This is a genomic window from Streptomyces sp. AC550_RSS872 (assembly GCF_019049285.1).
Lineage (GTDB): Bacteria > Actinomycetota > Actinomycetes > Streptomycetales > Streptomycetaceae > Streptomyces.
The window spans coordinates 108,817-134,181 of sequence record NZ_JAGMUL010000042.1 but is presented as its reverse complement, the minus strand read 5'-3'; the positions used below and the strand labels follow the sequence as shown (position 1 = coordinate 134,181).

Here is a 25,365-nt window from a genome sequence, read left to right as displayed (position 1 = left end):
GTACGTGCGAGTGTGATCAAGAGGTCGACGACCGGGCAGGAAAGGAGACGCCGGATGGAGCGCTGGCCGGCACTGGAACTGGCGAGCACGATTCGCCACGACGGGAACGGCGGCGTCACCGACGACCTCGCCACGGCAGACGGAGTGACCCGCTGGATCCAGGCGCAGTCCGACCTGCTGGCCGGCCATGTCCCGGCCGGGGCCATGACAGCCGACGACGCCCTGAGGACGGAGATCATCGAGCTACGGCGTGCGGTCCGGGCCCTGTTCGCCCGAGCGGTCAGCCCCGCACCCCCCAGCCCGGCGGACGCCCGCCGACTGATGCCGGCCGACCAGGCGCTGGCCCACCTCAACACGGTGGCCGCCCGCGAAACGGTCGCCCCGCAGCTGGACTGGCCCTCGGACGGTGCCCCCACGGCCCGCCTGCTGTCGGCGGAGAGCGACCCCGACGTCCGCCTCGTGTCAGCCCTGGCCCGCGCCGCCATCGACTTCCTGAGCGGCCCGCAGCGCGAGCAACTGCGCGCCTGCACCGCGCCCCGCTGCGTGCGCTACTTCGTCAAGAGCCATGGCCGACAGGAGTGGTGCAAGCCGTCGTGCGGCAACCGAGCTCGGGCGGCTCGGCACTATCGGCGGCAGCGGATGGCGTGATCACTTGGCTGAAGGTGCCTGCGGATCGGGGCCTGGGATGCCGACCCCGAGCCGCCGAGGTTGACCCGGCACGGCAACCGGGGCGAGTACGTCTGGTGCGAACCGGCCACGTAGCTCACGGCCGCTTGCGGGCCAGGACGAACGCACGTGGCCGCTTCTCCTCGCCGGCCGGCTCGCGCAGGACGCGGGTCTGGAGCTGGAGGTCCGCCTTGGCGAGGTGGGCGGCGACCGCGTCCGGGGTGTGCCAGAAGTAGTCGAGCGAGATCTCGTGGCCGAAGCGTTCCGTGAGGTGGAGGTGCTCCTCGTCGCCCTCGGGCGAGCCGGACTGGAACCCGAGGAGTACGTGGCCGCCGGGCACCAGGACACGGTGGAACTCGGCGAACACCGTCGGCAGGTGGCCGTCCGGGACGTGGATGACCGAGTAGAGGGCGACGATCCCGCCCAGCGTCTCGTTCGGCAGGTCCAGGGACGTCATCGACCCCACATGGAACCGCAGCCCGGGATGGGCCCGCCGGGCCAGCTCCACCATGCGGGGCGACAGATCCACCCCGAACACGGGCACCCCCAGCACGTCCAGCGCGGCGCTCACCTGCCCCGGCCCACAGCCGATGTCGGCCACCGGGCCGCCGCCCCGCGCCGTCACCAGCTCCGCGAAGGCGCCGAGCAGGGCTCTGTCCGTCGGATGGACGCCGAGCCAGTCCGAGAACCGCTCGGCATAGGCGTCGGCGATCGTGTCGTACGAGATTCGGGTGGCCCGTATGAATTCCGGGTTCTCGGCGCTCACGGACTGCACCCTAACGTCACCTTGCCGGGGCGCGTGGCACCTCTCTGGCGTTCTCCCAGTGCCGGTCGAAGTACGACTTGAAGTACGCCGCGGCCTCACTGTCCTCGATCCGCATGCCCTGGACCCGGTCGCCGACGGTGAACGCGAGGAACACCGCGCTCGTGTCCATGATGGCCATGCTCATCAGGTCGGCCTTGATCGGCCAGGTCACCTCGCGAATGCTGTAACTGCGCAGATGGTGGGTCTCCTCCCGGTGCTGTGCCGTCCAGCCCGCGTACCCCCGGGACGAGCCCAGACAGAACAGCCGCCGCACCGATCCGCCGTTGTGCGTCCAGTCGAGTACCGCCTGGAAATATTCGGAAAAGGCCGGAGTCGACGCGCTGAAGTCATCCGGAGTTTCGAGCCGCATATACCAGGCGTCCATATGGCTGGGCCGACGATTGCGGAGATAGTCGATTTCCGCCTGATAGAACGCCGTCGCATCCGGATAATGCTCGATGCGTGAAGAGTTCACCTGGTCGAAGTCAGCCCGCAGCTTTTCGACCTCGGTGCGAAGGCCGGCCAGTTCCCGGCGCGACTCGGTCAGCGGGACGAGGGTGCGCAGGATCGCGTACAGGGCGCTGAAGAGAAACGGCATCTGCCAGGCGGCGGGCAGCCCGAAGAGCGCGGCGGCCGCGGATGCGCCGACGGCGACGACACAGGCGATGGCCAGCCCCCGCTGGTCCCAGCGCTCCAGCAGGTTCCCCGGCTCCGGAGTGGTACGCGAACCAGCCATGCACACCCCCACCGACTCTCGCGCACGTCCATGACGAGGCCAACTCCCCGCCGGGTGAGGCCTGTCCAAGCTCAATCCCCCATGCGCGCGGAGCTCAATCGCCCCGCCGCGGCCGGGTCGGCGCGAGGGGGGCGTGTGCGCAGCGTGACCAGCCGCCGCCAAGGGGTGAAGATGCCCGGATCCGAGGCTCTTCCCTGGCCGCGCCCCTCCGGGCGCGATCCCGTCCGGTGGACAGAACCGCCGAGGGAGCGCGGGACGTGGTATGCGTAGAGAAAAGAACTACCTACCCATCTCCATCCGCACCTATGCGTCGAGCGGCCAGATTTTCTTCCCCTGAGGGGTTGAACTTTTGTTGATCGAGGGGGAGTTGGCCACCCCGGCGTCCTACCCTGTAGAGGGTGAGCCAACTGATGTCCCAAGAGTCCGAGGTCGATCGCACCGGGGAAGCCGCACTTCCCGGCACCCTGCCGGAGGCGCTCCGTGCGGAACTCGTCGAGTTCCGACGCGACTTGCACATGCACCCGGAGCTCGGCAACCAGGAGTTCCGTACGACCGCCGCGATCAAGGGCCGCCTGGAGAAGGCCGGCCTTCAGCCCCGCGTGCTCGACTCCGGAACCGGGCTCGTCTGCGACATCGGGGAGATCGGGGAGCAGGACGGCGAGCGGCCCATGCTCGCCCTGCGCGCCGACATCGACGGCCTGCCCATCCCGGACACGAAGAGTGAGTGCCCGTACAGCTCCACCGTGCCGGACCGGGCGCACGCCTGCGGACACGACGTCCACACGACCGTCGTGCTGGGCGCGGGCCTGGTCCTCGCCGAGCTGCACAAGCAGGGCCGGCTGCCCCGGCCCGTCCGGCTGCTCTTCCAGCCCGCCGAGGAGGTGCTCCCCGGCGGCGCCCTCGACGTCATCAAGTGCGGGGGACTCGAAGGCGTGGGCCGGATCCTCGCCGTGCACTGCGACCCCAAGGTGGACGCCGGGAAGATCGGCCTGCGGCAGGGCCCGATCACGTCCGCCTGTGACCGGCTCGAAATCGCCCTGGACGGCCCCGGTGGTCACACCGCCCGCCCTCACCTGACCACCGACCTGGTCACCGCCGCCGCCCGCGTCGTCACCGACGTGCCCGCGATCGTCGCCCGGCGCGCCGACGCCCGCAGCGGCCTCTCCGTGACCTGGGGCCGCATCGAGTCCGGTCACGCGCCCAACGTCATCCCGCAGCGCGCCGAGCTCTCCGGGACCGTGCGCTGCCTGAACCTCGACACCTGGCGGCAGGCGCCCGACCTCGTCGTCGCCGCCATCGACGAGATCGCCAACCTCCACCGCGCCAAGTCGGAGATCAACTACGTCCGTGGCGTCCCGCCCGTCGTCAACGACCCGGAATCGACCGAACTGCTGCGCGGCGCCATGACCGCCCGCCGCGGTGCCGACTCCGTCGAGGGCACCGAGCAGAGCCTCGGCGGCGAGGACTTCTCGTGGTACCTGGAGCAGGTCTCCGGCGCCATGGCCCGCCTCGGCACCCGCCACCCGGGTGACCGCATCGGCCGGGACCTGCACCAGGGCGACTTCGACGTGGACGAATCGGCCATCACGGTGGGCGTGGAGCTGTTCACGGCGGCCGCGTTGCTCGACGGCGCGGCTCAGCAGCCGGCAGGAGCGGTCTCGCCTTAGGGGACGCCCGCCCCAGGGGATGCCCGCACGGCATTGAATGGGGCCGTCGTTCATTCCTCCGCCTGCCTCCGCTTGCGGCACCCCCCGCCGCGGGGGGAGTCTGGCCCCATGGTTGGTGCGGTTGCCCCCATGCGTGCCGTTCGATCCGATGGTTCACAAGGACGTAACCGGCCATCGGCACGAATGGATAACGGCAAGACGAAACCCCGTTCCCAGGAGTGTCTACGCGCGTTAATGTGCGCCGAACTCAGCACCCACTGCGGGGCTTGGAGAATGGGGACTTCACGATGCGTCGGACATCCAAACTGACCCGTGTCGCGGTGGGGGTCGCGTCGATCGCGCTCGCTGCCACGGCGTGCGGTGGTACCAGCAGCGAAAACGGCGGCGGCAGCGACGGCGGCGGCGACACCAAGGGTCTCGCCATCGCGTACGACATCGGCGGCAAGGGCGACCAGTCCTTCAACGACGCCGCGTACGCGGGCCTACAGAAGGCCCAGAAGGAGTTCAACTACAAGACGGCCGACATCGAGCCCACCGAGGGCGAGACGGACGCCGACAAGGAGCAGCGCCTGGCGTCCCTCGCCAAGCAGGGCTACAACCCGGTGATCGGCGTCGGCTTCGCCTACGGTCCCGCGATGGAGGCCGTGGCCAAGAAGTACCCGAAGACCACCTTCGGCATCGTCGACTCGGTCGTCGAGGGCGACAACGTCGCCTCCCTCGTCTTCGCCGAGGAGCAGGCCTCGTACCTGGCCGGCGTCGCCGCGGCCAAGGCCACCAAGACGAACACCGTGGGCTTCGTGGGCGGCGTGGACATCCCGCTGATCCACAAGTTCGAGGCCGGCTACAAGCAGGGTGTCCAGGACACCAGCGGCGGCAAGGTCAAGGTCGTCTCGCAGTACCTGACGCAGACCGCCGAGGAGGGCGGCTTCTCCAGCCCCGACAAGGGCAAGGCCGCCGCCGAGGGCCAGATCGAGAAGAAGGCCGACGTCATCTACCAGGCGGCCGGTCTGTCGGGCCAGGGCGTCATCGAGGCCGCCGCGAAGGCCAAGGTGTGGGCGATCGGCGTCGACTCCGACCAGTACAAGCAGGCCGCGCTCGCCAACTACAAGCAGTACATCCTGACCTCCGCCCTCAAGGACGTCGGCGGCGCCGTCTACGCGCTCGCCAAGTCCGTCGAGGACGGCAAGCCCCTGACCGGCACCCAGACCTTCGACCTGAAGGTCAACGGCGTCGGCCTGTCCGAGTCCAACCCGGAGTTCACGAAGATCGCCGGCCTCTCCGAGGCCGTGGCCAAGGCCAAGGAAGGCATCATCGACGGCTCGATCAAGGTCAAGACCGAGTAGTCACGGTCGTACACCTGGTACAGCGGGCGGGCATCCGAGGATGCCCGCCCGCTGTGGCGTTCCCGCCTCCAGGTCAAGACCTGACGTGCGGTTGGCCACGGCCGGATAACAAGGTGGACAGAAGGGGTTTTCAGGCTTGTCTACGCGCGTTAATCTGCGACGAAAGCCAGCGCCGTAGCTGTGAACCTGTTCTGTGAAGCAGTACCTGTGTAGCAGTACCGTCCGGCGCTCGTACGACAGGAGCTCTACACATGCGCCGGATTTCCCGGATCACGGTCGCAGGCGCAGCGACCGCCTCTCTGGCCCTCGCTCTCTCCGCCTGCGGCGGCACCTCGACTTCGGCCTCGTCGTCGGACTCGAAGGGCGACAAGGGCCTCGCCATCGCGTACGACGTCGGCGGCAAGGGCGACCAGTCCTTCAACGACGCCGCGTACGCCGGTCTGGAGCAGGCGAAGAAGGAGTTCCAGTACGACACCGCCGACGTCGAGCCCACCGAGGGTGAGACGGACGCGGACAAGGAGCAGCGACTGGTGTCGCTGGCCAAGCAGGGCTACAACCCGGTGATCGGCGTCGGCTACGCGTACGCCGCCGCCGTGAAGGGTGCCGCGGAGAAGTTCCCCAAGACCACCTTCGGCATCGTGGACGACTCCACCGTCGAGTCGAAGAACGTGGCCGACCTGGTCTTCTCCGAGGAGCAGGCCTCGTACCTGGCCGGCGTCGCCGCCGCCAAGAGCACCAAGACGAACACCGTGGGCTTCGTGGGCGGCGTGGACATCCCGCTGATCCACAAGTTCCAGGCCGGCTTCGAGCAGGGCGTCAAGGACACGAACCCCAAGGTCAAGGTCCTCACCCAGTACCTCACGCAGACCGCGGAGGAGGGTGGCTTCTCCAGCCCGGACAAGGGCAAGTCGGCCGCCGAGGGCCAGATCGAGAAGAAGGCCGACGTCGTCTACGCGGCCGCCGGTCTGTCCGGCCAGGGTGTCATCGAGGCCGCCGCAGCCAACAAGGTGTGGGCCATCGGCGTCGACTCCGACCAGTACAAGCAGGAAGCCCTTGCCAAGTACAAGGACTCCATCCTGACCTCGGCGATGAAGGACGTCGCCAAGGCGGTGTACAACCTGGCGCAGTCGGTCGAGGACGGCAAGCCCGAGACCGGTATCGTTCGTGGCGATCTGAAGACGGGTGAGGTGAGCCTGTCGAACTCCAACCCGAAGTTCGCGGACGACACCGAGCTCCAGGACGCCATCAAGACGGCCAAGGAGAAGATCATCAGCGGCGAGATCAAGGTCAAGTCCAGCTGAGTACAGCTACACCCTGAGCAGCGGTAACCCCGGGGTTACGTCCGCTCAACGGGGTACGGGGAGGCTTTCCCAGGGCCCTCCCCGTACCCCGTTGGTCGCGGTGCGTCGGCCCCTTTCAGGCCATAGGGGCGCTACGCGCGTAGACGACCCCCGTCCCCAGGAGAGTGCGCCATCAACGCGTCCAGCAGCCCTCCGGCCGGCGCGGCGGTCAACGGTCAGGCGACCGCCGTCGAACTCGCCGGGATCACCAAGCGATTCCCCGGTGTCGTCGCCAACCACGACATCCACCTCACCGTCCGCAAGGGCACCGTCCACGCCCTCGTCGGCGAGAACGGCGCCGGCAAGTCGACGCTGATGAAGATCCTCTACGGCATGCAGAAGCCGGACGAGGGCACCATCGCGATCGACGGCGAGAAGGTCACCTTCTCGTCCCCGGCCGACGCCATCGTCCGCGGCATCGGCATGGTCCACCAGCACTTCATGCTCGCGGACAATCTGACGGTCCTCGAGAACGTCGTGCTGGGCAGCGAGAAGCTGTACGGCATCGGCGCCAAGGCCCGCCGCAAGATCAAGGAGATCTCCGAGCGCTACGGCCTGGGCGTGCAGCCCGACCGCCTCGTCGAGGAGCTCGGTGTCGCCGCCCGCCAGCGCGTCGAGATCCTCAAGGTCCTCTACCGCGGCGCCACCACGCTGATCCTCGACGAGCCCACGGCCGTCCTGGTGCCGCAGGAGGTCGACGCGCTCTTCGACAACCTGCGCGAGCTCAAGGCGGAGGGCCTGTCGGTCATCTTCATCTCCCACAAGCTGGGCGAGGTGCTCTCCGTCGCCGACGAGATCACCGTCATCCGCCGCGGTACGACGGTCGGTACGGCCGTCCCCGCCGAGACGACCCCGCGCCAGCTCGCCGAGATGATGGTCGGCAGCGAGCTGCCGACGCCGGAGACCGCCGAGTCCACGGTCACCGACCGCCCCGTCATCACGGTGGACAAGCTGCGCCTGGAGGCCGCCGGCGGCAAGGCCCTGCTGGACGACATCACCTTCACCATCCACGCGGGCGAGGTCCTGGGCATCGCCGGCGTCGAGGGCAACGGCCAGACCGAGCTGGTCGACGCGCTCATCGGCCTCAAGCACGCCGACTCCGGCACGATCAAGCTGGTCGACGAGGAGATCACCGGCTGGGTCACCCGCAAGCGCCGCGAGCAGGGCATCGGCTACATCCCCGAGGACCGCCACCGCCACGGCCTGCTCCTGGAGGCCCCCCTCTGGGAGAACCGCATCCTCGGCCACGTCACCGAGAAGCCCAACGCCAAGGGCGTGTGGCTCGCCCCGAAGGCCGCGCAGGCGGACACGCGCCGCATCGTCGAGGCGTACGACGTCCGTACCCCCGGCATCGACGTCACCGCCGCCTCCCTGTCCGGCGGCAACCAGCAGAAGCTGATCGTCGGCCGCGAGATGAGCCACAAGCCGCGCTTCCTGATCGCCGCCCACCCGACCCGTGGTGTGGACGTCGGCGCCCAGGCGGCGATCTGGGACCACATCCGCGAGGCCCGCCGCGAGGGCCTGGCCGTGCTGCTGATCTCCGCCGACCTGGACGAGCTGATCGGCCTGTCCGACACCCTCCGCGTGATCTACAACGGCAAGCTGGTCGCGGACGCCGACCCGGCCACCATCACGCCCGAGGAACTGGGTTCGGCCATGACCGGTGCCGCGACCGGCCACCTGGAACACGACGAGAACGCCGAGCCCGGCGCAGACACCCCCGAGATCCGCAAGTCTCCCGAGGCTCCGGAAGACGAGGCCCGCTGATGAAGAAGTTCGACAAGGAGCGCGTGCTCCTCGCGGTGGCCGGACCGGTCATCGCGCTCGCCGTGGCCTTCGTGCTCAGCGCGATCGTGCTGCTCGCCTCCGGCAAGAGCCCGGTCGAGCCGTACACCCTGATGTTCGAGCAGATCGGCTTCTCCGACATCCAGGTGCTGGTCATCAACCAGGCCTCGATGTACTACATCGCGGCCCTCGCGGTGGCCATCGGCTTCCGGATGAACCTGTTCAACATCGGCGTCGACGGCCAGTACCAGCTCGCCGCCATGATGGCCGCCGTCGTCGGCGCCCACATGGACCTGCCCGCCGCGATCCAGATCCCGCTGCTGCTCCTCACCGCGGTCTGCACCGGCGCCTTCTGGTCCGGTATCGCCGGTGTCCTCAAGGTCACCCGCGGCGTCAGCGAGGTCGTCGCGACGATCATGCTGAACGCCATCGCCACCTCGGTCATCGCCTACCTGTGGCTGCCGAGCGTCTTCGGCGTCAAGGTCGGCAACAACAACACCACCGGCGAGATGCACGAGTCCGGCTGGGTCCCCGGCATCGACATGGGCGACGCCGGCGAGATCTACGGCCTGGTCTTCCTCGCCGTCCTGCTCGGCATCGCCTACTGGGTCGTCCTCAACCGCACCCGCTTCGGCTTCGACCTGCGCGCCTCCGGCGCCTCGGAGAGCGCCGCCGCGGCCTCCGGTGTCGACCCCAAGCGCATGGTGCTCACCGCGATGCTGCTCTCCGGTGGCATCGCCGGTCTCGCGGGCCTGCCGATCCTGCTCGGCGACACTCACACGTACAGCCTGAACTTCCCCACCGGCATCGGCTTCCTGGGCATCGGCATCGCCCTGCTCGGCCGCAACAGCCCGGTCGGCATCGCGTTCGCCGCCCTGCTGTGGGCCTGGCTCGACAAGGCCTCGCCCGAGCTGGACTTCCACGGCTACGACAAGGAGATCGCGGTCATCATGCAGGGCCTGATCGTGCTCTCGGTCGTCGTCTCCTACGAGGCCGTACGCGAGTGGGGCCTGCGCCGCCAGCAGCGGCGGGTCGGCGCGGAACTGGCCGCCGGTCACGTGCTCGGCGCCGACAACAACACCACGAAGGAGGTGGCCGGCCGATGACCACCCCCCAGACCTCAGCGGTCGACGTCAACCAGCCCACGCTCCAGCCCGCGGCACCGACGGGCCGCCGCCTGTCGTGGTCCGTCCTGCTGCTGGTCATCGCCGGAGCCCTGGCGCTGACCTCGATCGTCCGCATCATCACCGGCGCCGACGGCATCACCAACGTCAGCCAGATGTCCACCGCGCTCCAGCTCGCCGTGCCGATCGGTCTCGCCGGTCTCGGCGGCTTGTGGGCCGAGCGGGCGGGCGTCGTCAACATCGGCCTCGAGGGCATGATGATCCTCGGCACCTGGTTCGGCGCCTGGGCCGGCTTCCAGTGGGGCCCGTGGACCGGTGTCGTCGTCGGCATCATCGGCGGCTGCATCGGCGGCATCCTGCACGCCATCGCGACCGTCACCTTCCGGGTCAACCACATCGTCTCCGGTGTGGCGATCAACATCCTCGCCCTCGGCATCACCCGCTACCTCGCGCCCCTCGCCTTCGAGGGCCACGCGGGCGGCTCCGCCAAGCAGTCCCCGGCGATCGACTCCCTCGGTCACTTCACCGTGCCGGGTCTGTCGGACGGGCTGCGGGACCTGAACAACCAGGGCTGGTTCTTCATCTCGGACATCGCCGGTCTGCTCGGCGGTCTGGTCACCAACGTCTCGTGGCTGACCCTGATCGCCGTGGCGCTGATCCCCGCCACCTGGTGGATCCTGTGGCGCACCGCCTTCGGTCTGCGGCTGCGCTCCTGTGGTGAGAACCCGGTCGCCGCCGAGTCCCTCGGCGTCAACGTCTACAAGTACAAGTACATCGCGGTGGTCATCTCCGGCGGCCTCGCCGGCCTCGGCGGCGTCTTCCTGTCCATCGTCGCCAACCCCTTCTATCTGGAGGGCCAGGTCAGCGGCCGTGGCTTCATCGGCCTCGCGGCGATGATCTTCGGCAACTGGATGCCGGGCGGCCTCGCCCTCGGCGCCGGCCTGTTCGGCTACACCGACAGCCTCAACCTGCGCGGCGGCTCGGAGAACGTCCACGCCCTGCTGCTGCTCGGCGCGCTCCTGCTGATCATCGGCGCCATCTGGCTGGTGATCCGCAAGAAGTACGCCCCGTCGATGATCACCGCGGTGATCGGCGCCCTGGTGTTCGCCTGGTACGCCACCACCAACGAGGTCCCGAACCAGGTCGTGTCCGCCACGCCGTACGTCATCACGCTGGTCGTCCTCGTCCTGTCCGCGCAACGCCTGCGGATGCCGAAGGCGGACGGCCTGCCGTACAAGAAGGGCGAGGGCAAGTGACGTCGGCCGCCTCCCACGACGTCGACTGGGACAAGCTGCGCGCGGCGGCCCGGGACGCCATGTCCCGCGCCTACGCCCCGTACTCCGGCTACCCGGTCGGCGTCGCGGCCCTCGTCGACGACGGCCGTACGATCACCGGCTGCAACGTCGAGAACGCGTCGTACGGCATCGGCCTGTGCGCCGAGTGCGGACTGGTCTCCGAGTTGCAGAACTCGGGAGGCGGCCGACTGACGCACTTCACGTGCGTCGACGGCAAGGGCGACATCCTCGTCCCGTGCGGCCGCTGCCGCCAGCTGCTGTACGAGTTCGGCGGCCCGGATCTGCTGCTGGAGACCCCGGCGGGCATCCTGCCGCTCTCGGAGATGCTGCCCCAGGCCTTCGGGCCGGGCCACCTCCGCAAGTAAGTCGTAACCCCCGTGCGGCCCCTCCGAGTTGCTCACGCGACCGGCTCGGAGGGGCCGTACGGCTTCTGGAACCCTCGGAAGGAAGCCAAGCCATGGCCATGGACGCCATCTCCGTCATCCGCACCAAGCGGGACCGCGGTGAGCTCAGCGACGAACAGATCGACTGGGTCATCGACGCGTACACCCGCGGGGAGGTCGCCGACGAGCAGATGTCCGCGCTCGCCATGGCGATCCTGCTCAACGGCATGAACCGCCGTGAGATCGCCCGCTGGACGGCCGCGATGATCGCCTCGGGCGAGCGCATGGACTTCTCGTCCCTGTCCCGCCCGACGGCCGACAAGCACTCCACGGGCGGCGTCGGCGACAAGATCACCCTCCCGCTGGCCCCCCTCGTGGCGGCCTGCGGCGCAGCCGTCCCCCAGCTGTCGGGCCGCGGCCTCGGCCACACGGGCGGCACGCTGGACAAGCTGGAGTCGATCCCCGGCTGGCGCGCCCTCCTCTCCAACGAGGAGATGCTGTCGGTACTGGAGGGGACGGGCGCGGTGATCTGCGCGGCCGGCGACGGCCTGGCCCCCGCGGACAAGAAGCTGTACGCGCTCCGGGACGTCACCGGCACGGTCGAGGCGATCCCGCTGATCGCGTCCTCGATCATGTCGAAGAAGATCGCGGAGGGCACCGGCTCCCTCGTCCTGGACGTGAAGGTCGGCACGGGCGCCTTCATGAAGACCATCGAGGACGCACGTGAGCTGGCGTCCACGATGGTCGGCCTGGGCACGGACCACGGCGTCAGGACGGTCGCGCTCCTCACGGACATGTCCACCCCGCTGGGCCTCACGGCCGGCAACGCGCTGGAGGTCCGCGAGTCGGTCGAGGTCCTGGCGGGCGGCGGCCCGGCGGACGTGGTGGAACTGACCATCGCCCTGGCCAGGGAAATGCTGGAAGCGGCCGGTGTGCGTGACGCCGACCCGGCGAAGGCCCTGGCCGACGGCTCGGCCATGGACGTCTGGCGCCGCATGATCGCGGCCCAGGGCGGCGACCCGGACGCGGAGCTGCCGGTCGCCCGCGAACAGCACGTGATCACGGCCCCCTCCTCCGGCGTCCTGACCCGCCTCGACGCCTACGACATCGGCGTCGCCGCCTGGCGCCTGGGTGCCGGACGCGCCCGCAAGGAGGACCCGGTGCAGGCCGGCGCGGGCATCGAGATGCACGCCAAGCCGGGCGACACGGTGACCGAGGGCCAGCCCCTGCTGACCCTGCACACGGACACCCCGGAGCGCTTCGAGTACGCGCTCCAGTCGGTGGAGGGCTCGTACGACATCGCCGGGGCGGGGACGGACTTCACGGCTTCGCCGGTGGTGCTGGAACGTATCGCCTGACCAGGGGTTTCCTCGTACGGGTGAACGGGATCGGTGGACCGTCGCCGGTCCCGTTCGGCATGCTGGGATCGGTGACGACCGATTGGAGACCGCCATGAGCGCACTCGCTGCCGAGTCCGGCTCTCCCGAGAACACGGACTGGGACGAGATCGTCCGTGTCTGGGAGGAGACGGACGCCCCCGAGGGCAGCAAGGTGGAGATCATCGAAGGGATCGTCACCGTGTCGCCGCCGCCGTCCGAAGAGCACAATGACACTGCTGAGCTGGTTCAGCGTCGCCTGTACACAGCGATTCCAGACGACTGGGGCATCTATCAGACACTCGGCCTCACGTGCCCGGAGACGGGCGGTCTCTTCATGCCCGACCTGTGTGTGGTGCCGCGGGCTGCCCTGCGCCGCGGCACGCGCGTGCATGCCGGCGAAGCCGAACTTGTCGTCGAGGTCACGTCGAAGAGCAACGCGAACCACGACCGCATCAAGAAGGCCCATGGCTACGCCGTGGCGGGCGTGCCGCTCTACCTGCTCTTGGACGCCTGGCAGTCGGGGCGTCCCACAGCGACGCTTTACGGAGAACCGCAGAGCGGCACTTACCGGGTCCTCGCTTCGGTGGAGTACGGCGAAGAACTCACGCTACCCGCACCGTTCAAGCTGGTCCTCGACACCGGCATCTTCCCGCTGAGCTGACCCGCAGCGACTCATCAAGGCCGCCACCACGGCCAGGGCCTGTCCGGCGGATCATGTCGGCCTCGTGGGTGGTGAACAGCAGGGCCGGGGACGCCACATGGAAGGCCAGGTTGGTGAGGACCTCACGGCCGTGGACGCCGAGGTGGCCGAGGCGGCCGATCGCGTAACCGACCCCGATGACGACCGCGATCACAGCGAACCCTGTCAGCCCCCTGCACGGCGCCCCTTCACGGGCGGGAGGCAGGCTGTCCGGGAGGCGCTGATACGTGGGGCGTACAGCAAACCCTCCGGGGGAGGAGGGGAGCGGGTCACTGTGATCCAAGTCGGCGGACACCCGCGCAAGCACGATGAACAGCGGAAACCGGCGACCGGCGCCCGGCCCGATGAGTTACGCCCGCCCGTTCGGTCTACCGATCGTGGATCACATGACACCCGCTGTACTCATGCTGGCCGGCCCCGTCACCCGGGAAGAGGTGGCCGGGCTGTGCGACGACGTGCGGGCACGGCTGGAGGCCACCGGGACGAGAGTCGTGGTGTGCGATGTGGGTGGTCTCGGTCCGCCGGGACTGGGCGTCGTGGACCTGCTGGCGCGCCTCCAGCTCGCCGCCCGGCGGGCCGGGGGCCGGATACGGCTGCGCGACCCGGACCCCGCGCTACACGCCCTCCTCGACCTGGTCGGCCTCCGCTTCGAGGTGGAGGGGGAGGTCGAACAGCGGGAACCAGCGCTTGGTGTCGAGGAAGCAGTGGAACCCGGTGATCCGGCCGTCTGAGATCTCCAGCACCTGCACCGCCCACGGGCTGAAGCCGCCCGCCTCCGGATCCGGCTTGTACTGGGCGAAGCCCGGCAGCCCGTTGACCTGGACCGGCACCAGACGCGATCCCGCACAGGGGGCGCCGAGGGTCGTCATGAAGCCCGTGATGTCCCGGACGCCGGTCAGCCACAGGTCGAACGGCGGCATCGTCATGACGGCGTCCTCGTGCAGCAGGGCCGTCAGCGCCGTCATGTCATAGCCCTCGAAGGCCGCGACATACCGCTCCAGGAGCTTCTGCTGCTCCTCGTCCAGCGGATCGGAGGCGGCGGCGTCACTGCCCGGCTGCTGCTGCTCGGCGAGCGTCGCGCGCGCCCGCTGAAGGGCGCTGTTGACCGACGCGACCGTCGTACCGAGCAGCTCGGCGACCTCGCTCGCCTTCCAGGCCAGCACCTCGCGCAGGATCAGCACCGCGCGCTGCTTGGGCGGCAACTGCTGGAGGGCCGCCATGAAGGCGAGCCGCACCGACTCCTTGGCGACCGCCGCCTCCGCCGGGTCCTCCGTGGTGGGCAGCACCCGGCTGTCCGGCATCGGCTCCAGCCAGGTGTTGTCCGGCCGGGGCGAGAGCGCCGCCTGCGCGAGCGGCGTCGACTCCGTGAGGTCCATGGGCCGCGCCCGTTTGTTGCCCGCGGTCAGCATGTCCAGGCACACGTTCGTCGCGATCCGGTAGAGCCACGACCGGAGACTGGAGCGCCCCTCGAACTTGTCGTAACTCCGCCAGGCGCGCACCATCGTGTCCTGCACCGCGTCCTCGGCCTCGAAGGACGAACCCAGCATGCGGTAGCAGTACCCCGTCAGTTCGACGCGGTGTTTCTCCAGCCTGATGTCGAGGTCCGTCGTCGTCGCCGTGCCGTCGCTCATCGTCCACCCACCCCTGTGGCCGTATCTCCCGTCGCGCGCCTCATCGCGCCCAACACCTCGGAAGCTACCGCAGCCCACTGACAATGGCCCCCGGAGCGGGCAAAGCAGCAGGTCAGAAATGCCGGCCACGGGACGGACACGCCGCTGGGGCGCACCCGTGTCCCAAGGGTGCGCCCCAGCGGCGCGATGCGGGCGAGGCGGATCAGGCGCCCGGAAGGCCGTTCACGGGCAGACCCTGGGTGGGCAGACCCTGCACCGGCAGACCACCGAGCAGGCCCTCGGCCCCGGCGGCCGGACCCCCGGCCAGCACGGCCGGGCCGCCGGCCAGCGCCTGCTCCGCAGCCGGCTGCGCGGCGGTCAGTCCGGCACCGAGCGCTTCCTGACCCTGGGCCAGCCCCGCACCACCCTGGGCAAGGCCCGCACCGGCGGCGGGGCCCGCCTGGGAGAGCTGCTCGGCCGGGAGCGCACTGGTGACGGTGCCCAGCGCCGCGCCTGCGGCGTCCGGGGAGACCGGTGCGGCGTTCGCGGCACCCGCGCCCGCGGCGGCGAAGGCGGCACCGAGGGCGGCGACACCGAGGGTCTTGGCAGCAGACTGCTTCATGAAAGTAAGTCCTCGAAATTCGTTACGGGGTTGTGAGCGGTTCTCGACCGTAAACACGCCCCGCATGCCACCGCAAACATCGAAATGCGGACGGATTGTGAATGCCGTCCGCATTCCGTGTGCACAGGGGATCCCCGGTCAGCCCTCCTCGGCCTCAGAATCGCTGGTAGAGGTGGCCTGCCGGAACAGCCATTCGGACTTGAGTTCGGCAAATCCGGGCTTGATCACGTCATTGATCATCGCCAGTCGTTCATCGAAAGGGATGAACGATGATTTCATCGCATTGACGGAGAACCACTGCATGTCGTCGAGCGTGTAGCCGAATGCGTCGACAAGGTGCTCGAATTCCCGACTCATGCTGGTGTGGGACATGAGGCGGTTGTCGGTGTTCACGGTGGCCCTGAAGTGCAGACGGCGCAGCAGGCCGATGGGGTGGTCCGCGTAGGACTCGGCGGCGCCCGTCTGGAGATTGGAGCTGGGGCACAGCTCCAGCGGGATGCGCTTGTCCCGTACGTACGAGGCGAGCCGGCCGAGCTTCACCGAGCCGTCGGCGTGCACCTGGATGTCGTCGATGATGCGCACCCCGTGCCCGAGCCGGTCGGCGCCGCACCACTGAAGGGCCTGCCAGATCGACGGCAGGCCGAACGCCTCACCCGCGTGGATGGTGAAGTGGTTGTTCTCCCGCTTGAGGTACTCGAACGCGTCCAGATGCCGGGTCGGCGGATGGCCTGCCTCGGCGCCCGCGATGTCGAAGCCGACGACGCCCAGGTCGCGGTAACGGTTGGCGAGTTCGGCGATCTCCAGCGCGCGGGCGGCGTGCCGCATCGCGGTGAGCAGCGCGCCCACCCGGATGCGCTGGCCGTTGTCCCGCGCGATCCGCTCGCCCTCCCGGAAGCCCTCGTTGACGGCCTCGACGACCTCTTCGAGGCTGAGCCCGCCTTCGAGATGCTGCTCGGGCGCGTACCGCACCTCGGCGTAGACGACCCCGTCCTCGGCGAGGTCCTCGGCGCACTCGCGCGCGACCCGGACCAGGGAGTCGCGGGTCTGCATCACGCCGACGGTGTGCGAGAACGTCTCCAGGTACCGCTCCAGGGAGCCGGAGTCGGCGGCCTCGTGGAACCACACGCCGAGCTTGTCCGGGTCGGTCTCGGGGAGTTGGGAGTAGCCCGACGCGCGGGCGAGCTCGACGATCGTGCCGGGGCGGAGCCCGCCGTCGAGATGGTCGTGCAGCAGAACCTTCGGCGCCCGGCGGATCTGGTCCGAGCTCGGGATGTTCGCCTTCTGGGCAGTCTGGCTCGTCATTTCCGCACTCTAACGTCCACGCGCGTAGAGAGCTCGCTTCCTCGCTCGTCAGCCGCTCGTCCGTCGCTTGTCGGTCCTTCGGCCGTCGTTCGTTTCCCGCTCGTCTCGTTTTCTGCTTTACGCATCCGTCGATACGTAACGGTGACCCCACGGACGGGTCGCGTACACCGTCGCTTCTGACACTGTTCTGTCATGGCACAGCAAGCGACGCCGGTGCGCAGGGTCCGGCTGGGCAAGGCGATCGGGTCGGAGCCGACGGCGGTGAGCGGAGTGGTCCTTCTGCTCCCCGGAGGTGACGAAGTATCACATCGCAAGCCGACGGCGCTGTTGGCGCCCTCCTACCTGCGGACCCTGGGGCGCCGGCTGACGCGCGCCGGGCGCGGGGAGGGGCTCGCCGCGCATGTCGTCCACTACCGGTTCCGTGGGTGGAACGGCAGCGACGCGAACCAGGTGAGCGACGCTTTGTGGGCCGCGGACGAGGTCGTACGGCGCTATGGGGACGTTCCCGTGTGCCTCGCCGGCGTCGACATGGGCGGGCGGGCGGCCCTGCGGGCGGGTGGTCACGAGGCCGTCAACTCCGTGCTGGCGATCGCGCCCTGGCTGCCGGAGGAGGACGTGGCGGCGTCGCCCGAACCGGTGAAGCAGCTCGGAGGGCGGCGGGTGATGATCGTGCACGGCACGAACGACGAGCGGACCGATCCCGAGTTGTCGTTCCGGTTGGCGGCGCGGGCGAAGAAGGCGAACCGGGATGTGTGCCGGTTCGAAGTGCACTCCGATCGGCACGGGTTGCAGCAGCATCGGGAGGAAGTACTGGCGTTGGCCGAGGACTTCGTGATGGGGGTGCTGTTCGGCAGGGTGCTTTCGCGGCCTGTCCGGGACGCGTTTGCGGCTCCGCCGCCTCTGGGGCTTCGGATGCCGTTGGCCTCCGGCTTCGGGCGGAGGCGGTAGCGCCGTAGGGGGTGCGCTTGTTTCCGGGTGCGGGTGGTGTGTGGTTGCTCGCGCCCACGCGGCGGAGCCGCATATCGATACAGCCCCGCGCCCCTTAGGGCAACAGGCTTCCCCTTCTTGAGAGCAGGAACTTCTTGAAGGCTGCCACCGGCGGGGTGTCCGGGCGGTCCGCCATCCATGCCACGCCGATTTCTCGTGCCGCTCTCGGGGCTGTCACCGTCAGTTCCGCGACGCCCGGGCGAGGCACCGCCGGTGGCGGTAGGAGAGCGACTCCCAGGCCCGCCGCCACCAAACCCCTCAGGGTCTCCGCCTCCTCGCCCTCGAAGGCGATGCGGGGCTTGAAGCCGGCTTCCTGGCAGAGGTCGTCGGTGATGCGGCGGAGGCCGTAGCCGGGTTCCAGGGTCACGAAGATCTCGTCGGAGGCCTCCGCCAGGCGGATGCGTTTGCGGGCTGCCAGGCGGTGGTCGGCGGGGACGACGAGGCGGAGTTTTTGTTCGTCCAGGCGGCGGGCGACCAGGTCGGGGGCGTCCGGGACGGGGGACGTCAGGCACAGGTCGAGCTCGCCCGCTCGCAGGCGTTCGAGCATGGCCTCGCCGTAGTTCTGGACGAGGCTGAAGCGGACGCGGGGGTGATCGGCGCGGAAGGCGTGCAGGAGGCCGGGGACCGTTTCGGCGCCCATGGTGTGCAGGAAGCCGAAGGCGACCTTGCCGGTGGCCGGGTCGGCGTCGGCGCGGACCTCGTCGGCGGCGCGCGCGATCTCGGCGAGGGCGCGTTCGACCGAGGTGAGGAAGGTGCGGCCGGCGGGGGTGAGGGAGACCGTACGGCCGTGGCGGGCGAACAGGTCGACGCCGAGGTCGTGCTCCAGACGGACCATGGCCCGCGAGAGCGTGGACTGCGGGACCCGCATCTCCTGGGCGGCCCGGGTGACGTGCTCGGTACGGGCCACGCCGGCGAAGTGGGCGAGGCGGGGGGCGAGCAACATCGTCATGTCTTCTGTGTCACTGGACGGTGACAGCCAAGGCTGTGAGCTGTACTGATGCGACATGGGAACGATTATGGCCAGTCCATGCATTGGACGGAACAGTGGGGGCGTACGTAGCTTCGAAGCATGTCTCCCGCAAGTACCGGGGCGTCCACCCTCGTGGGCGCCGCACCCGCAGTCCCTGTCGTCGACTCCCGCATGGCCCCGGGCGGCCCCGGCTACCGCCGGATGAGCTTCGCCCTCTTCCTCGCCGGTGTCGCGACCTTCGCGCTTCTCTACTCCACACAGGCCCTTCTGCCGCTGATCTCAGGTGAGTTCGGGGTGGCGGCGAGCGAGGCGAGCTGGACGGTGGCGGCCGCGACGGGCGGTCTGGCGCTGTTCGTCCTCCCGATGAGCGCGCTGTCGGAGCGGTACGGGCGGCGTACGGTCATGACGGGCTCGCTGGCGGTCGCGGTGATCGTGGGGCTGCTGGTCCCGCTCGCCCCCAACCTGACCGCCCTGGTCGTGCTACGGGCGGTCCAGGGGGCTGCTCTGGCGGGTCTTCCGGCGTCTGCGACGGCCTACCTCGCCGAGGAGGTCCGGCCGAAGGCGCTGGTCACGGCGATCGGCCTGTTCGTCGCGGGCAACAGCGTCGGCGGCATGAGCGGCCGGGTCATCACCGGCTGGGTCGCGCAGGAGTGGGGCTGGCGGGTCGCCCTCGGTGTCATCGGCGTGATCGCGGTCGCGTGCGCGGTGGCCTTCCGCCTGCTGCTCCCCGCGCCGCGCCACTTCAAGCCGGGCTCGCTGCGGCCGCGGGTGCTCGCGCGTACGGTCCGTGACCACCTGGGCAACCCGCTGCTGTGCCGTCTGTACGCCATCGGCGCCCTGTTCATGACGGTCTTCGGCGGCGTGTACACGGTGATCGGCTACCGCCTGGCGGAGGCGCCGTTCTCGCTGCCGCAGGGCATCATCGGCTCGGTCTTCCTCGTGTACCTGGTCGGCACGGTGTCGGCGTCGACGGCCGGCCGGCTGGTGGGCCGCCTGGGCCGGCGCGGGGCGCTGTACGCGGCCGGCGGCACGACGGCCGCGGGGCTGCTGCTCTCCCTGGCGGGGTCCCTTCCGCTGGTCCTGCTCGGCCTGGTCCTGATCACCGGCGGCTTCTTCGCGGGGCACGCGGTGGCGTCCTCGGCCGTCAGCAAGACGGCCACACAGGGCCGCGCCCAGGCCTCGGCTCTCTACCAGTCCGCCTACTACATCGGCTCCAGCGCGGGCAGCACCGTCGGTGCCGTCGCCTTCCACGCGGGCGGCTGGGCCGGGACCGTCGGGGTGGGTCTGCTGGCGGTGCTCGGCGTCGTGACGATCACGGTGTTCGGGACGCGGGCGGCCCGGGTGCGGCGGCGGGAGCTGGCTGCGGCTGCCTGAGGAGCCGGAACGACAGTGCGCCCCGCCGGGATGGCGGGGCGCACTTGTTTTTCGTGGGTTACCAGGCTGCGCGTGTCTTCGCCTTGTCCTCCGAGGGCAACAGGGCCCAGAGGGCTATGTAGAGGAGAAACTGCGGGCCCGGGAGCAGGCAGGAGATCAGGAAGATCACGCGCATCGTCGTCGCGGAGGTGCCGAAGCGCCGTGCCAGCGCGGCGCACACTCCGCCGATCATGCGGCCGTGGGTGGGTCGGGCGAGCGCGGTCATGGTGCGGCTCCTTCGCGAGCGTCGGTCTGAGGCTCCTTGTGGGGCCTCGTGAGGAGGTTCCTCAACTGACATCAACGCTACGGCGGCGAACCGGGCAAAGCGTCACTCTATGGGGCTATCCCGACCCTGGGAATCGTCGGGGTCCGACCCTGAGTGGGCTCCTCCTGGGGGACGGTCGACCGGTGCGCGCGCTCGGACCTGCGGCGGAGCCAGGCTCGGGTGGCGGGGACGATCGTGACGTGGGCGAGGCCCACACCCACGGTGTTCAGCAGCAGTGAGTCGACGTCGACCATCTGGCCGGGGACACCGGTCTGGAGCAGTTCGATGGCCAGGGAGATCAGGGCGCCGGCGGCGATCGTACGGACCAGGGAGCCGAGAGGGGAGGCGTCCGTTCTGCCGTGTGCCATCGGGATCAGCACGCCCAGGGGGGCGAGAAGCGCGAGGCCTTCGATGATGCGGCGGGCCGCCTCCTGCCAGCCGAGGGCCAGGTCGGCTCTGATGCCGGCGAAGGGCTGGAGGTTGGCGGGCATCACCCAGGGGACGTCCAGGGGGCGCAGCGTGAGCCAGGCGACGAACGCGAGGTGCGCGACCAGGAGGACACCCCCAGTCGCACGGATGCGGATCGCGGCGCTGCCGCCGATGGAGCCTTGACGCTGCACGCCTCCCTAGACGCGTTGTCCGGCGGGATCGGTTCCGGGGGTGGGGGTGATGGGGTGAGGCGTGCACCACAGGTGCCGTGCCTCCGGCGGTTGGACCGGGATGCCTGCGGGTTGCCTCCGGCGGTTGGGCCGGGATGCCTGCGGCGGCCTGCTGGTGTTCGGTGGGGGTTCGCGTAGCGCCTTGCGGTGCGTTGGGGGGCGGGGCCGCGCCGGGGGGTGTCCGTCCTCGGTCGGGCGGCTCGGTGGGTTCGAGATGTGCTCTGCGTTGACGCCCGCCGCTGCGGGCGGACACCCCCCGGCACGGCCCCTTGCCGCCGTGCGCGGGTGCTGCGCCGTGGGGTGTCAGGCGTCCTATACGTCTGTGGACGGGGGCTCGTTGCTGCCCGGTCTGGTGCGGACCTCGTCCGTGCACTCGTAGCGGCGTGGGGGAGTGGTGGTGGGGCCGCCCAGGATGACCGAGCCGTCGCCTTCCGCGGCCGTGGAGTCGGAGAAGGTGCAGACGATCTGGGCCAGGGCGTAAGAGGTGAGGTCGCTCGGGGCTGTGCTCAGGCGGAGGGTCTCGTCGGGGTCGCCGAGGCGTGGGCCCGTTACGCCCATGGCGCCTCGGACGTCCGTGGTGTAGCCGGCCTCTTTTTCGGCGGTCGAGGGGGTTGCCTCCAACTCGTCGAGGAGGCCCTGGGCGACCAGGACGCGGCGGGCCGAGTCCGCCGTTCCGTCGGGGACCCGTACGGTGCGGTCGACCGCCACCAGTTGGGAGCCGCACAGGAGGAACACCTGGACCGGGAGGCCGCGCGCTGCCTGCGTCGACACGTTCGGTTCGGAGAGCGAGCAGTGCACGCGGGAGGGGGCGGGGCCGAAGTTGGTGGGGACCTCCGTGGGCCGTATGCCGCATCCGGTCAGCAGGGCGGCGCCCGTCGCGGAGAGCGCCAGCAGGTGGCGTACGTTCATCAGGCGTCCCCCTTCTTCGTGTCCTGGCCGTTGGTCTGTTCCGCCAGTTCCGAGGCGTCCCGGGGCAGGCGCAGGGTGAACACCGCGCCTCCCTCGGGGGAGTTGGCGGCGGTGATGTCGCCGCCGTGGATGTGGGCGTTCTCCAGGGCGATGGACAGGCCGAGGCCGCTTCCCTCGGAGCGGGGGCGGGAGGCGCTGGCCTTGTAGAAGCGGTCGAAGACGTGGGGGAGGACATCCTCGGGGATGCCGGGGCCGTGGTCCTGGACCTGGATCACCAGCGAGTCGGGCGTGTCGCGGACCGAGACGCGTACCGGTGAGCCGCCGTGCTTGAGCGCGTTGCCGATGAGGTTGGCCAGGATGACGTCGAGGCGGCGGGGGTCCAGGCGGGCCATGATGCCGCGCTCGGCGTCGAGGTCCACCGCGTCCAGCCAGGCGCGGGCGTCGATGCAGGCGGTGATCTGGTCGGCGATGTCGACGTGGTCGAGGACCAGGCGTGCGGTGCCCGCGTCGAAGCGGGTGACCTCCATCAGGTTCTCGACCAGGTCGTTGAGGCGGCGGGTCTCGCTGACGACGAGGCGTACGGCGGGTTCGATCATGGGGTCCATGGACCCGGAGTCCGCCTCCAGCTCCTCCTCCAGGACTTCGGTGACGGCGGTGATCGCGGTCAGGGGCGTGCGCAGTTCGTGGGACATGTCGGCCACGAATCGCCGTGACGCCTCGTCACGCGAGGCCATGTCGGCGACCCGCTTCTCCAGCGCCTCGGCGGCGTTGTTGAAGGTCCGGGAGAGGTCGGCCAGTTCGTCCGTGCCGGAGACTCTCAGGCGCGTGTCCAGCTTGCCCTCGCCGAGGCGGCGTGCGGCCACCCCGAGGCGCTGTACGGGCTTCAGCACAGTAGTGGCGGCCGCCTGTGCGAGCAGCGCGGAGCCGATCAGCGCGAGGCCCGTGGCGATACCGAGGGACCAGGCCAGGGAGTTGAGGTCCTTGGCCTCCTGCTCCAGGGACTTCATCATGTAGCCGGTCGGACCGCCGCCGATCACCTTCGTACCGGCGATCAGATACGGGGTGTCGTCCTCCACGATCCGCTGCCAGTACAGGTGGTACTCGGCCTTGTTGGAGGAGTCGAGCTCCTGCTTCTCGTTCACGGCCGTGCGCAGTGACTTGGGCACGTCCGCCACGGTGAAGCCGTCCAGGCCGCCGGAACTGCCGTAGGCCGGCTTGCCCTCGGCGTCCTGGGCGACGAGGAGGACGCTGAAGCGCTGGCTGCTGTTGGCCATCTGACCGGCCGTGTGCTGGAGCTCGTCCTGCGTCGGCTCCGTGGGCAGCAGGCCCGCGCGGTTCTGCATCTCCTGCTGGAAGTCGCGCAGCACCGCGTCCTGGGTGCGGGTGAGGACCGCCTCGCGGTTGAGCCAGTACGCGATGCCGGACGCGGACACGGCCGCGGTCAGCGCGACCAGGCCGAAGACGACGACCAGGCGCAGCCGAAGACTGGTGAAGCGCAGCCTTGACCACACTCCCTTACGAGCCGCGAACCAGCCGCGGACGCCTTGCGTTTTTGTCACTGAGGCGTGTCCAGGCGGTAGCCCACACCACGGACGGTGCGGATGAGGGTGGGGGAGGACGGGACGTCCTCGACCTTGGCGCGCAGGCGCTGCACGCAGGCGTCGACCAGGCGTGAGTCGCCGAGGTAGTCGTGCTCCCAGACCAGGCGCAGGAGTTGCTGGCGGGACAGGGCCTGGCCCGGACGGCGGCTCAGCTCCAGCAGCAGGCGCAGCTCGGTCGGGGTGAGCTGGAGGTCCTCGCCGTTCTTCGTCACGGTCATCGCCGCGCGGTCGATGACCAGGCTGCCGAAGCTCGCCGCGTCGTTCGACTCGCGTTCGCCGCGTCGCAGCACGGCCCGGATCCGGGCGTCGAGGACGCGCCCCTGCACGGGTTTGACGACGTAGTCGTCCGCGCCGGACTCCAGTCCGACCACGACGTCGATGTCGTCGCTGCGCGCGGTCAGCAGGATGATCGGCAGCTGGTCCGTGCGCCGGATGCGCCGGCACACCTCGAAGCCGTCGATGCCGGGCAGCATCACGTCCAGCACGATCAGGTCCGGCCGCTGCTCACGCAGCAGTTTCAGACCGTCCTCGCCGGTGGCAGCGGTGGCCACCCGGTGTCCCTGGCGCGTCAGTGAGAGCTCCAGGGCCGTACGGATGGCGTCGTCGTCCTCGATCAGCAACAGGGAAGGCACGGGGGTCATTCTGGCCCATGAGAGGCGGTCTTTCGACACCTGTACGAGCTGTACGGCTACGCGCACGTAGCGCTCATGACTGTGTCCGGGCTGTCGTGCGCCTGGGGGCCACGTCTGACACAGGCCCCTGTGACAGGTCTGTGACAGTCGGCGGACACGGCCATGAAGGTGCCCGGGCAAGCTTTTCGACACGAGCAAGGCAGCATGACGAACGAGCAGAACACCGGAAGTCCACGACGGGGGGCGCGAGATGAACACGCTGCACGGCACCAGCAACAGCGCAGTGATCACGCGTCTGCACGACGTGAACGGGGGCCGGGGTTCGGAGAAGTCCGGTGCCGTGAGCGGGCGGGGGTGCGCTCGCGGCGCCGGGCGTCAGCACACCGCGTACATGACGGTGGTTGACGGTCTCACGGGGGAGACGCACGGGGGAGCCGCGTACAGGGAGGACTCGGGGGAGCGTCGTCGCTCGCTGTCGGAGGCGGAGTTCACCGCCTACGTCCAGGAGCGCCGCGCCTCCCTGTACGCAACCGCCTACCACCTGACCGGCGACCGTTTCGAGGCCGAGGACCTGCTCCAGAGCGCGCTGTTCTCGACGTACCGGGCGTGGGACCGGATCAGTGACAAGGCCGCGGTGGGTGGCTATCTGCGGCGGACGATGACGAACCTGCACATCAGCGCGTGGCGCCGCCGCAAGCTGAACGAATACCCGACCGAGGAGCTGCCGGAGACGCCCGGCGACACGGACGCGATGCGTGGCACGGAACTGCGCGCGGTCCTGTGGCAGGCGCTCGCCCGGCTCCCCGAACTCCAGCGCACGATGCTGGTCCTGCGCTACTACGAGGGCCGCACCGACCCGGAGATCGCGGAGATCCTCGACATCAGTGTCGGCACGGTGAAGTCCAGCATCTGGCGGTCGCTCCGTCGGCTGCGCGAGGACGAGGTCCTCAGCTTCGGCCGTGACGAGGAGGATGCCTTCGGGGAGCTCGTCGCCTGAAGGTCCGGGGGGACCGCATCCGGGGGGTACAACGGGGGAGCGGTGAGAAGTGGGGGGACCCACGGGGGCCGGGGGGCCCACGGGGGACCAACGGGGAAACGGGGGGTGCTCCACCACGGGGGAAGCGGTGGAGCACAACGACAGCGGGGCTGGAGGGCCGGGGGGTCCGTCCAGT

Annotated in this window: 25 protein-coding genes and 1 pseudogene; 14 read left to right on the top strand and 12 right to left on the bottom strand. The window is 69.8% G+C overall.

Going from position 1 to position 25,365, the window contains the following annotated elements; genetic code table 11:
* Positions 1 to 54: 54 nt before the first annotated feature.
* The gene (locus tag KUM44_RS19235; RefSeq protein ID WP_217209294.1) at positions 55 to 648 is read left to right on the top strand and encodes an ABATE domain-containing protein; all 594 of its coding nucleotides are present in this window, start codon (positions 55 to 57) and stop codon (positions 646 to 648) included.
* A 115-nt stretch (positions 649 to 763) separates the two neighbouring features.
* Here the strand turns inward: KUM44_RS19235 and KUM44_RS19230 are convergent, their stop codons facing one another.
* Together KUM44_RS19230 and KUM44_RS19225 are read right to left on the bottom strand one after the other, a co-directional pair.
* Positions 764 to 1,432 carry a class I SAM-dependent methyltransferase gene (locus KUM44_RS19230; protein ID WP_217209292.1) on the bottom strand — a complete coding sequence of 223 codons (669 nt, stop codon included), beginning with the start codon at positions 1,430 to 1,432 and terminating at the stop codon, positions 764 to 766.
* 16 nt (positions 1,433 to 1,448) lie between these two features.
* Complete coding sequence (locus KUM44_RS19225) at positions 1,449 to 2,207, bottom strand: hypothetical protein (protein WP_217209290.1); 759 nt, start codon at positions 2,205 to 2,207, stop codon at positions 1,449 to 1,451.
* Between the two features lie 410 nt (positions 2,208 to 2,617).
* On the opposite strand from KUM44_RS19225, the gene KUM44_RS19220 reads away from it, so the two are divergent.
* The 9 genes from KUM44_RS19220 (at position 2,618) to KUM44_RS19180 (ending at position 13,184) form a co-directional block, all read left to right on the top strand.
* Entirely contained in the window at positions 2,618 to 3,874 is a 1,257-nt protein-coding gene (locus tag KUM44_RS19220) for a M20 family metallopeptidase (RefSeq protein WP_217209375.1), read from the top strand.
* Between the two features lie 287 nt (positions 3,875 to 4,161).
* The gene (locus KUM44_RS19215) at positions 4,162 to 5,217 is read left to right on the top strand and encodes a BMP family protein (protein WP_217209288.1); all 1,056 of its coding nucleotides are present in this window, start codon (positions 4,162 to 4,164) and stop codon (positions 5,215 to 5,217) included.
* Positions 5,218 to 5,468: 251 nt separating this feature from the next.
* The gene (locus tag KUM44_RS19210; RefSeq protein WP_217209286.1) at positions 5,469 to 6,518 is read left to right on the top strand and encodes a BMP family protein; all 1,050 of its coding nucleotides are present in this window, start codon (positions 5,469 to 5,471) and stop codon (positions 6,516 to 6,518) included.
* Between the two features lie 171 nt (positions 6,519 to 6,689).
* On the top strand, positions 6,690 to 8,324 hold the full coding sequence (locus tag KUM44_RS19205; RefSeq protein WP_217209374.1) for an ABC transporter ATP-binding protein: 1,635 nt from the start codon (positions 6,690 to 6,692) through the stop codon (positions 8,322 to 8,324).
* Positions 8,324 to 9,448 (top strand): ABC transporter permease, encoded by a 1,125-nt coding sequence (locus KUM44_RS19200; RefSeq protein WP_217209284.1) that lies wholly within the window; start codon positions 8,324 to 8,326, stop codon positions 9,446 to 9,448. The genes KUM44_RS19205 and KUM44_RS19200 overlap by 1 nt, the downstream gene beginning before the upstream one ends.
* On the top strand, positions 9,445 to 10,722 hold the full coding sequence (locus KUM44_RS19195) for an ABC transporter permease (RefSeq protein WP_217209282.1): 1,278 nt from the start codon (positions 9,445 to 9,447) through the stop codon (positions 10,720 to 10,722). The genes KUM44_RS19200 and KUM44_RS19195 overlap by 4 nt, the downstream gene beginning before the upstream one ends.
* Positions 10,719 to 11,126: a cytidine deaminase gene (locus KUM44_RS19190; protein ID WP_217209280.1), complete on the top strand. Its 408-nt coding sequence runs from the start codon at positions 10,719 to 10,721 to the stop codon at positions 11,124 to 11,126. Before KUM44_RS19195 ends, KUM44_RS19190 begins: the two co-directional genes overlap by 4 nt.
* A gap of 98 nt (positions 11,127 to 11,224) precedes the next feature.
* Positions 11,225 to 12,502 carry a thymidine phosphorylase gene (locus KUM44_RS19185; protein WP_217209373.1) on the top strand — a complete coding sequence of 426 codons (1,278 nt, stop codon included), beginning with the start codon at positions 11,225 to 11,227 and terminating at the stop codon, positions 12,500 to 12,502.
* Between the two features lie 94 nt (positions 12,503 to 12,596).
* Positions 12,597 to 13,184: a Uma2 family endonuclease gene (locus KUM44_RS19180; RefSeq protein WP_217209372.1), complete on the top strand. Its 588-nt coding sequence runs from the start codon at positions 12,597 to 12,599 to the stop codon at positions 13,182 to 13,184.
* 67 nt (positions 13,185 to 13,251) lie between these two features.
* On the opposite strand, the pseudogene KUM44_RS45530 reads toward KUM44_RS19180, so the two are convergent.
* Positions 13,252 to 13,392, bottom strand: a pseudogene (locus tag KUM44_RS45530) (AEC family transporter); the annotation flags it as partial.
* A gap of 217 nt (positions 13,393 to 13,609) precedes the next feature.
* Here KUM44_RS45530 and KUM44_RS19175 point away from each other — a divergent pair.
* A complete protein-coding gene (locus KUM44_RS19175) occupies positions 13,610 to 13,954 on the top strand; it encodes an STAS domain-containing protein (RefSeq protein WP_254389729.1) in 345 nt (114 codons plus the stop codon).
* Here the strand turns inward: KUM44_RS19175 and KUM44_RS19170 are convergent.
* From KUM44_RS19170 to KUM44_RS19160, 3 genes are all read right to left on the bottom strand, one after another.
* Positions 13,838 to 14,854 (bottom strand): sigma-70 family RNA polymerase sigma factor, encoded by a 1,017-nt coding sequence (locus tag KUM44_RS19170; RefSeq protein WP_217209278.1) that lies wholly within the window; start codon positions 14,852 to 14,854, stop codon positions 13,838 to 13,840. The genes KUM44_RS19175 and KUM44_RS19170 overlap by 117 nt on opposite strands.
* 202 nt (positions 14,855 to 15,056) lie before the next feature.
* Positions 15,057 to 15,455 (bottom strand): ATP-binding protein, encoded by a 399-nt coding sequence (locus KUM44_RS19165; protein WP_217209276.1) that lies wholly within the window; start codon positions 15,453 to 15,455, stop codon positions 15,057 to 15,059.
* A 138-nt stretch (positions 15,456 to 15,593) separates the two neighbouring features.
* Positions 15,594 to 16,757 (bottom strand): adenosine deaminase, encoded by a 1,164-nt coding sequence (locus KUM44_RS19160; protein WP_217209274.1) that lies wholly within the window; start codon positions 16,755 to 16,757, stop codon positions 15,594 to 15,596.
* Between the two features lie 192 nt (positions 16,758 to 16,949).
* On the opposite strand from KUM44_RS19160, the gene KUM44_RS19155 reads away from it, so the two are divergent.
* Positions 16,950 to 17,705 (top strand): alpha/beta hydrolase, encoded by a 756-nt coding sequence (locus KUM44_RS19155; protein ID WP_217209272.1) that lies wholly within the window; start codon positions 16,950 to 16,952, stop codon positions 17,703 to 17,705.
* 94 nt (positions 17,706 to 17,799) lie between these two features.
* Here KUM44_RS19155 and KUM44_RS19150 read toward each other — a convergent pair whose 3' ends face one another.
* Complete coding sequence (locus KUM44_RS19150; protein WP_217209270.1) at positions 17,800 to 18,750, bottom strand: LysR family transcriptional regulator; 951 nt, start codon at positions 18,748 to 18,750, stop codon at positions 17,800 to 17,802.
* A 63-nt stretch (positions 18,751 to 18,813) separates the two neighbouring features.
* Between KUM44_RS19150 and KUM44_RS19145 the strand changes: the two genes are divergently transcribed.
* Positions 18,814 to 20,088, top strand: coding sequence for an MFS transporter (locus KUM44_RS19145; RefSeq protein WP_217209268.1), 1,275 nt, complete (start codon positions 18,814 to 18,816; stop codon positions 20,086 to 20,088).
* Between the two features lie 58 nt (positions 20,089 to 20,146).
* On the opposite strand, the gene KUM44_RS19140 is transcribed toward KUM44_RS19145, so the two are convergent.
* From KUM44_RS19140 to afsQ1, 5 genes are all read right to left on the bottom strand, one after another.
* On the bottom strand, positions 20,147 to 20,353 hold the full coding sequence (locus tag KUM44_RS19140; RefSeq protein ID WP_217209266.1) for a PspC domain-containing protein: 207 nt from the start codon (positions 20,351 to 20,353) through the stop codon (positions 20,147 to 20,149).
* Between the two features lie 107 nt (positions 20,354 to 20,460).
* Positions 20,461 to 21,012, bottom strand: a complete 552-nt coding sequence (locus tag KUM44_RS19135) for a VanZ family protein (protein ID WP_217209264.1) — start codon at positions 21,010 to 21,012, stop codon at positions 20,461 to 20,463.
* 351 nt (positions 21,013 to 21,363) lie between these two features.
* Positions 21,364 to 21,960 carry a hypothetical protein gene (locus KUM44_RS19130; protein WP_217209262.1) on the bottom strand — a complete coding sequence of 199 codons (597 nt, stop codon included), beginning with the start codon at positions 21,958 to 21,960 and terminating at the stop codon, positions 21,364 to 21,366.
* A complete protein-coding gene (locus tag KUM44_RS19125; RefSeq protein WP_217209260.1) occupies positions 21,960 to 23,519 on the bottom strand; it encodes a HAMP domain-containing sensor histidine kinase in 1,560 nt (519 codons plus the stop codon). Before KUM44_RS19125 ends, KUM44_RS19130 begins: the two co-directional genes overlap by 1 nt.
* Positions 23,516 to 24,193, bottom strand: a complete 678-nt coding sequence (gene afsQ1, locus KUM44_RS19120; protein ID WP_217209258.1) for a two-component system response regulator AfsQ1 — start codon at positions 24,191 to 24,193, stop codon at positions 23,516 to 23,518. The genes KUM44_RS19125 and afsQ1 overlap by 4 nt, the downstream gene beginning before the upstream one ends.
* Positions 24,194 to 24,443: 250 nt before the next feature.
* On the opposite strand from afsQ1, the gene KUM44_RS19115 reads away from it, so the two are divergent.
* Positions 24,444 to 25,190 carry a SigE family RNA polymerase sigma factor gene (locus tag KUM44_RS19115; RefSeq protein ID WP_217209256.1) on the top strand — a complete coding sequence of 249 codons (747 nt, stop codon included), beginning with the start codon at positions 24,444 to 24,446 and terminating at the stop codon, positions 25,188 to 25,190.
* Positions 25,191 to 25,365 lie beyond the last annotated feature (175 nt).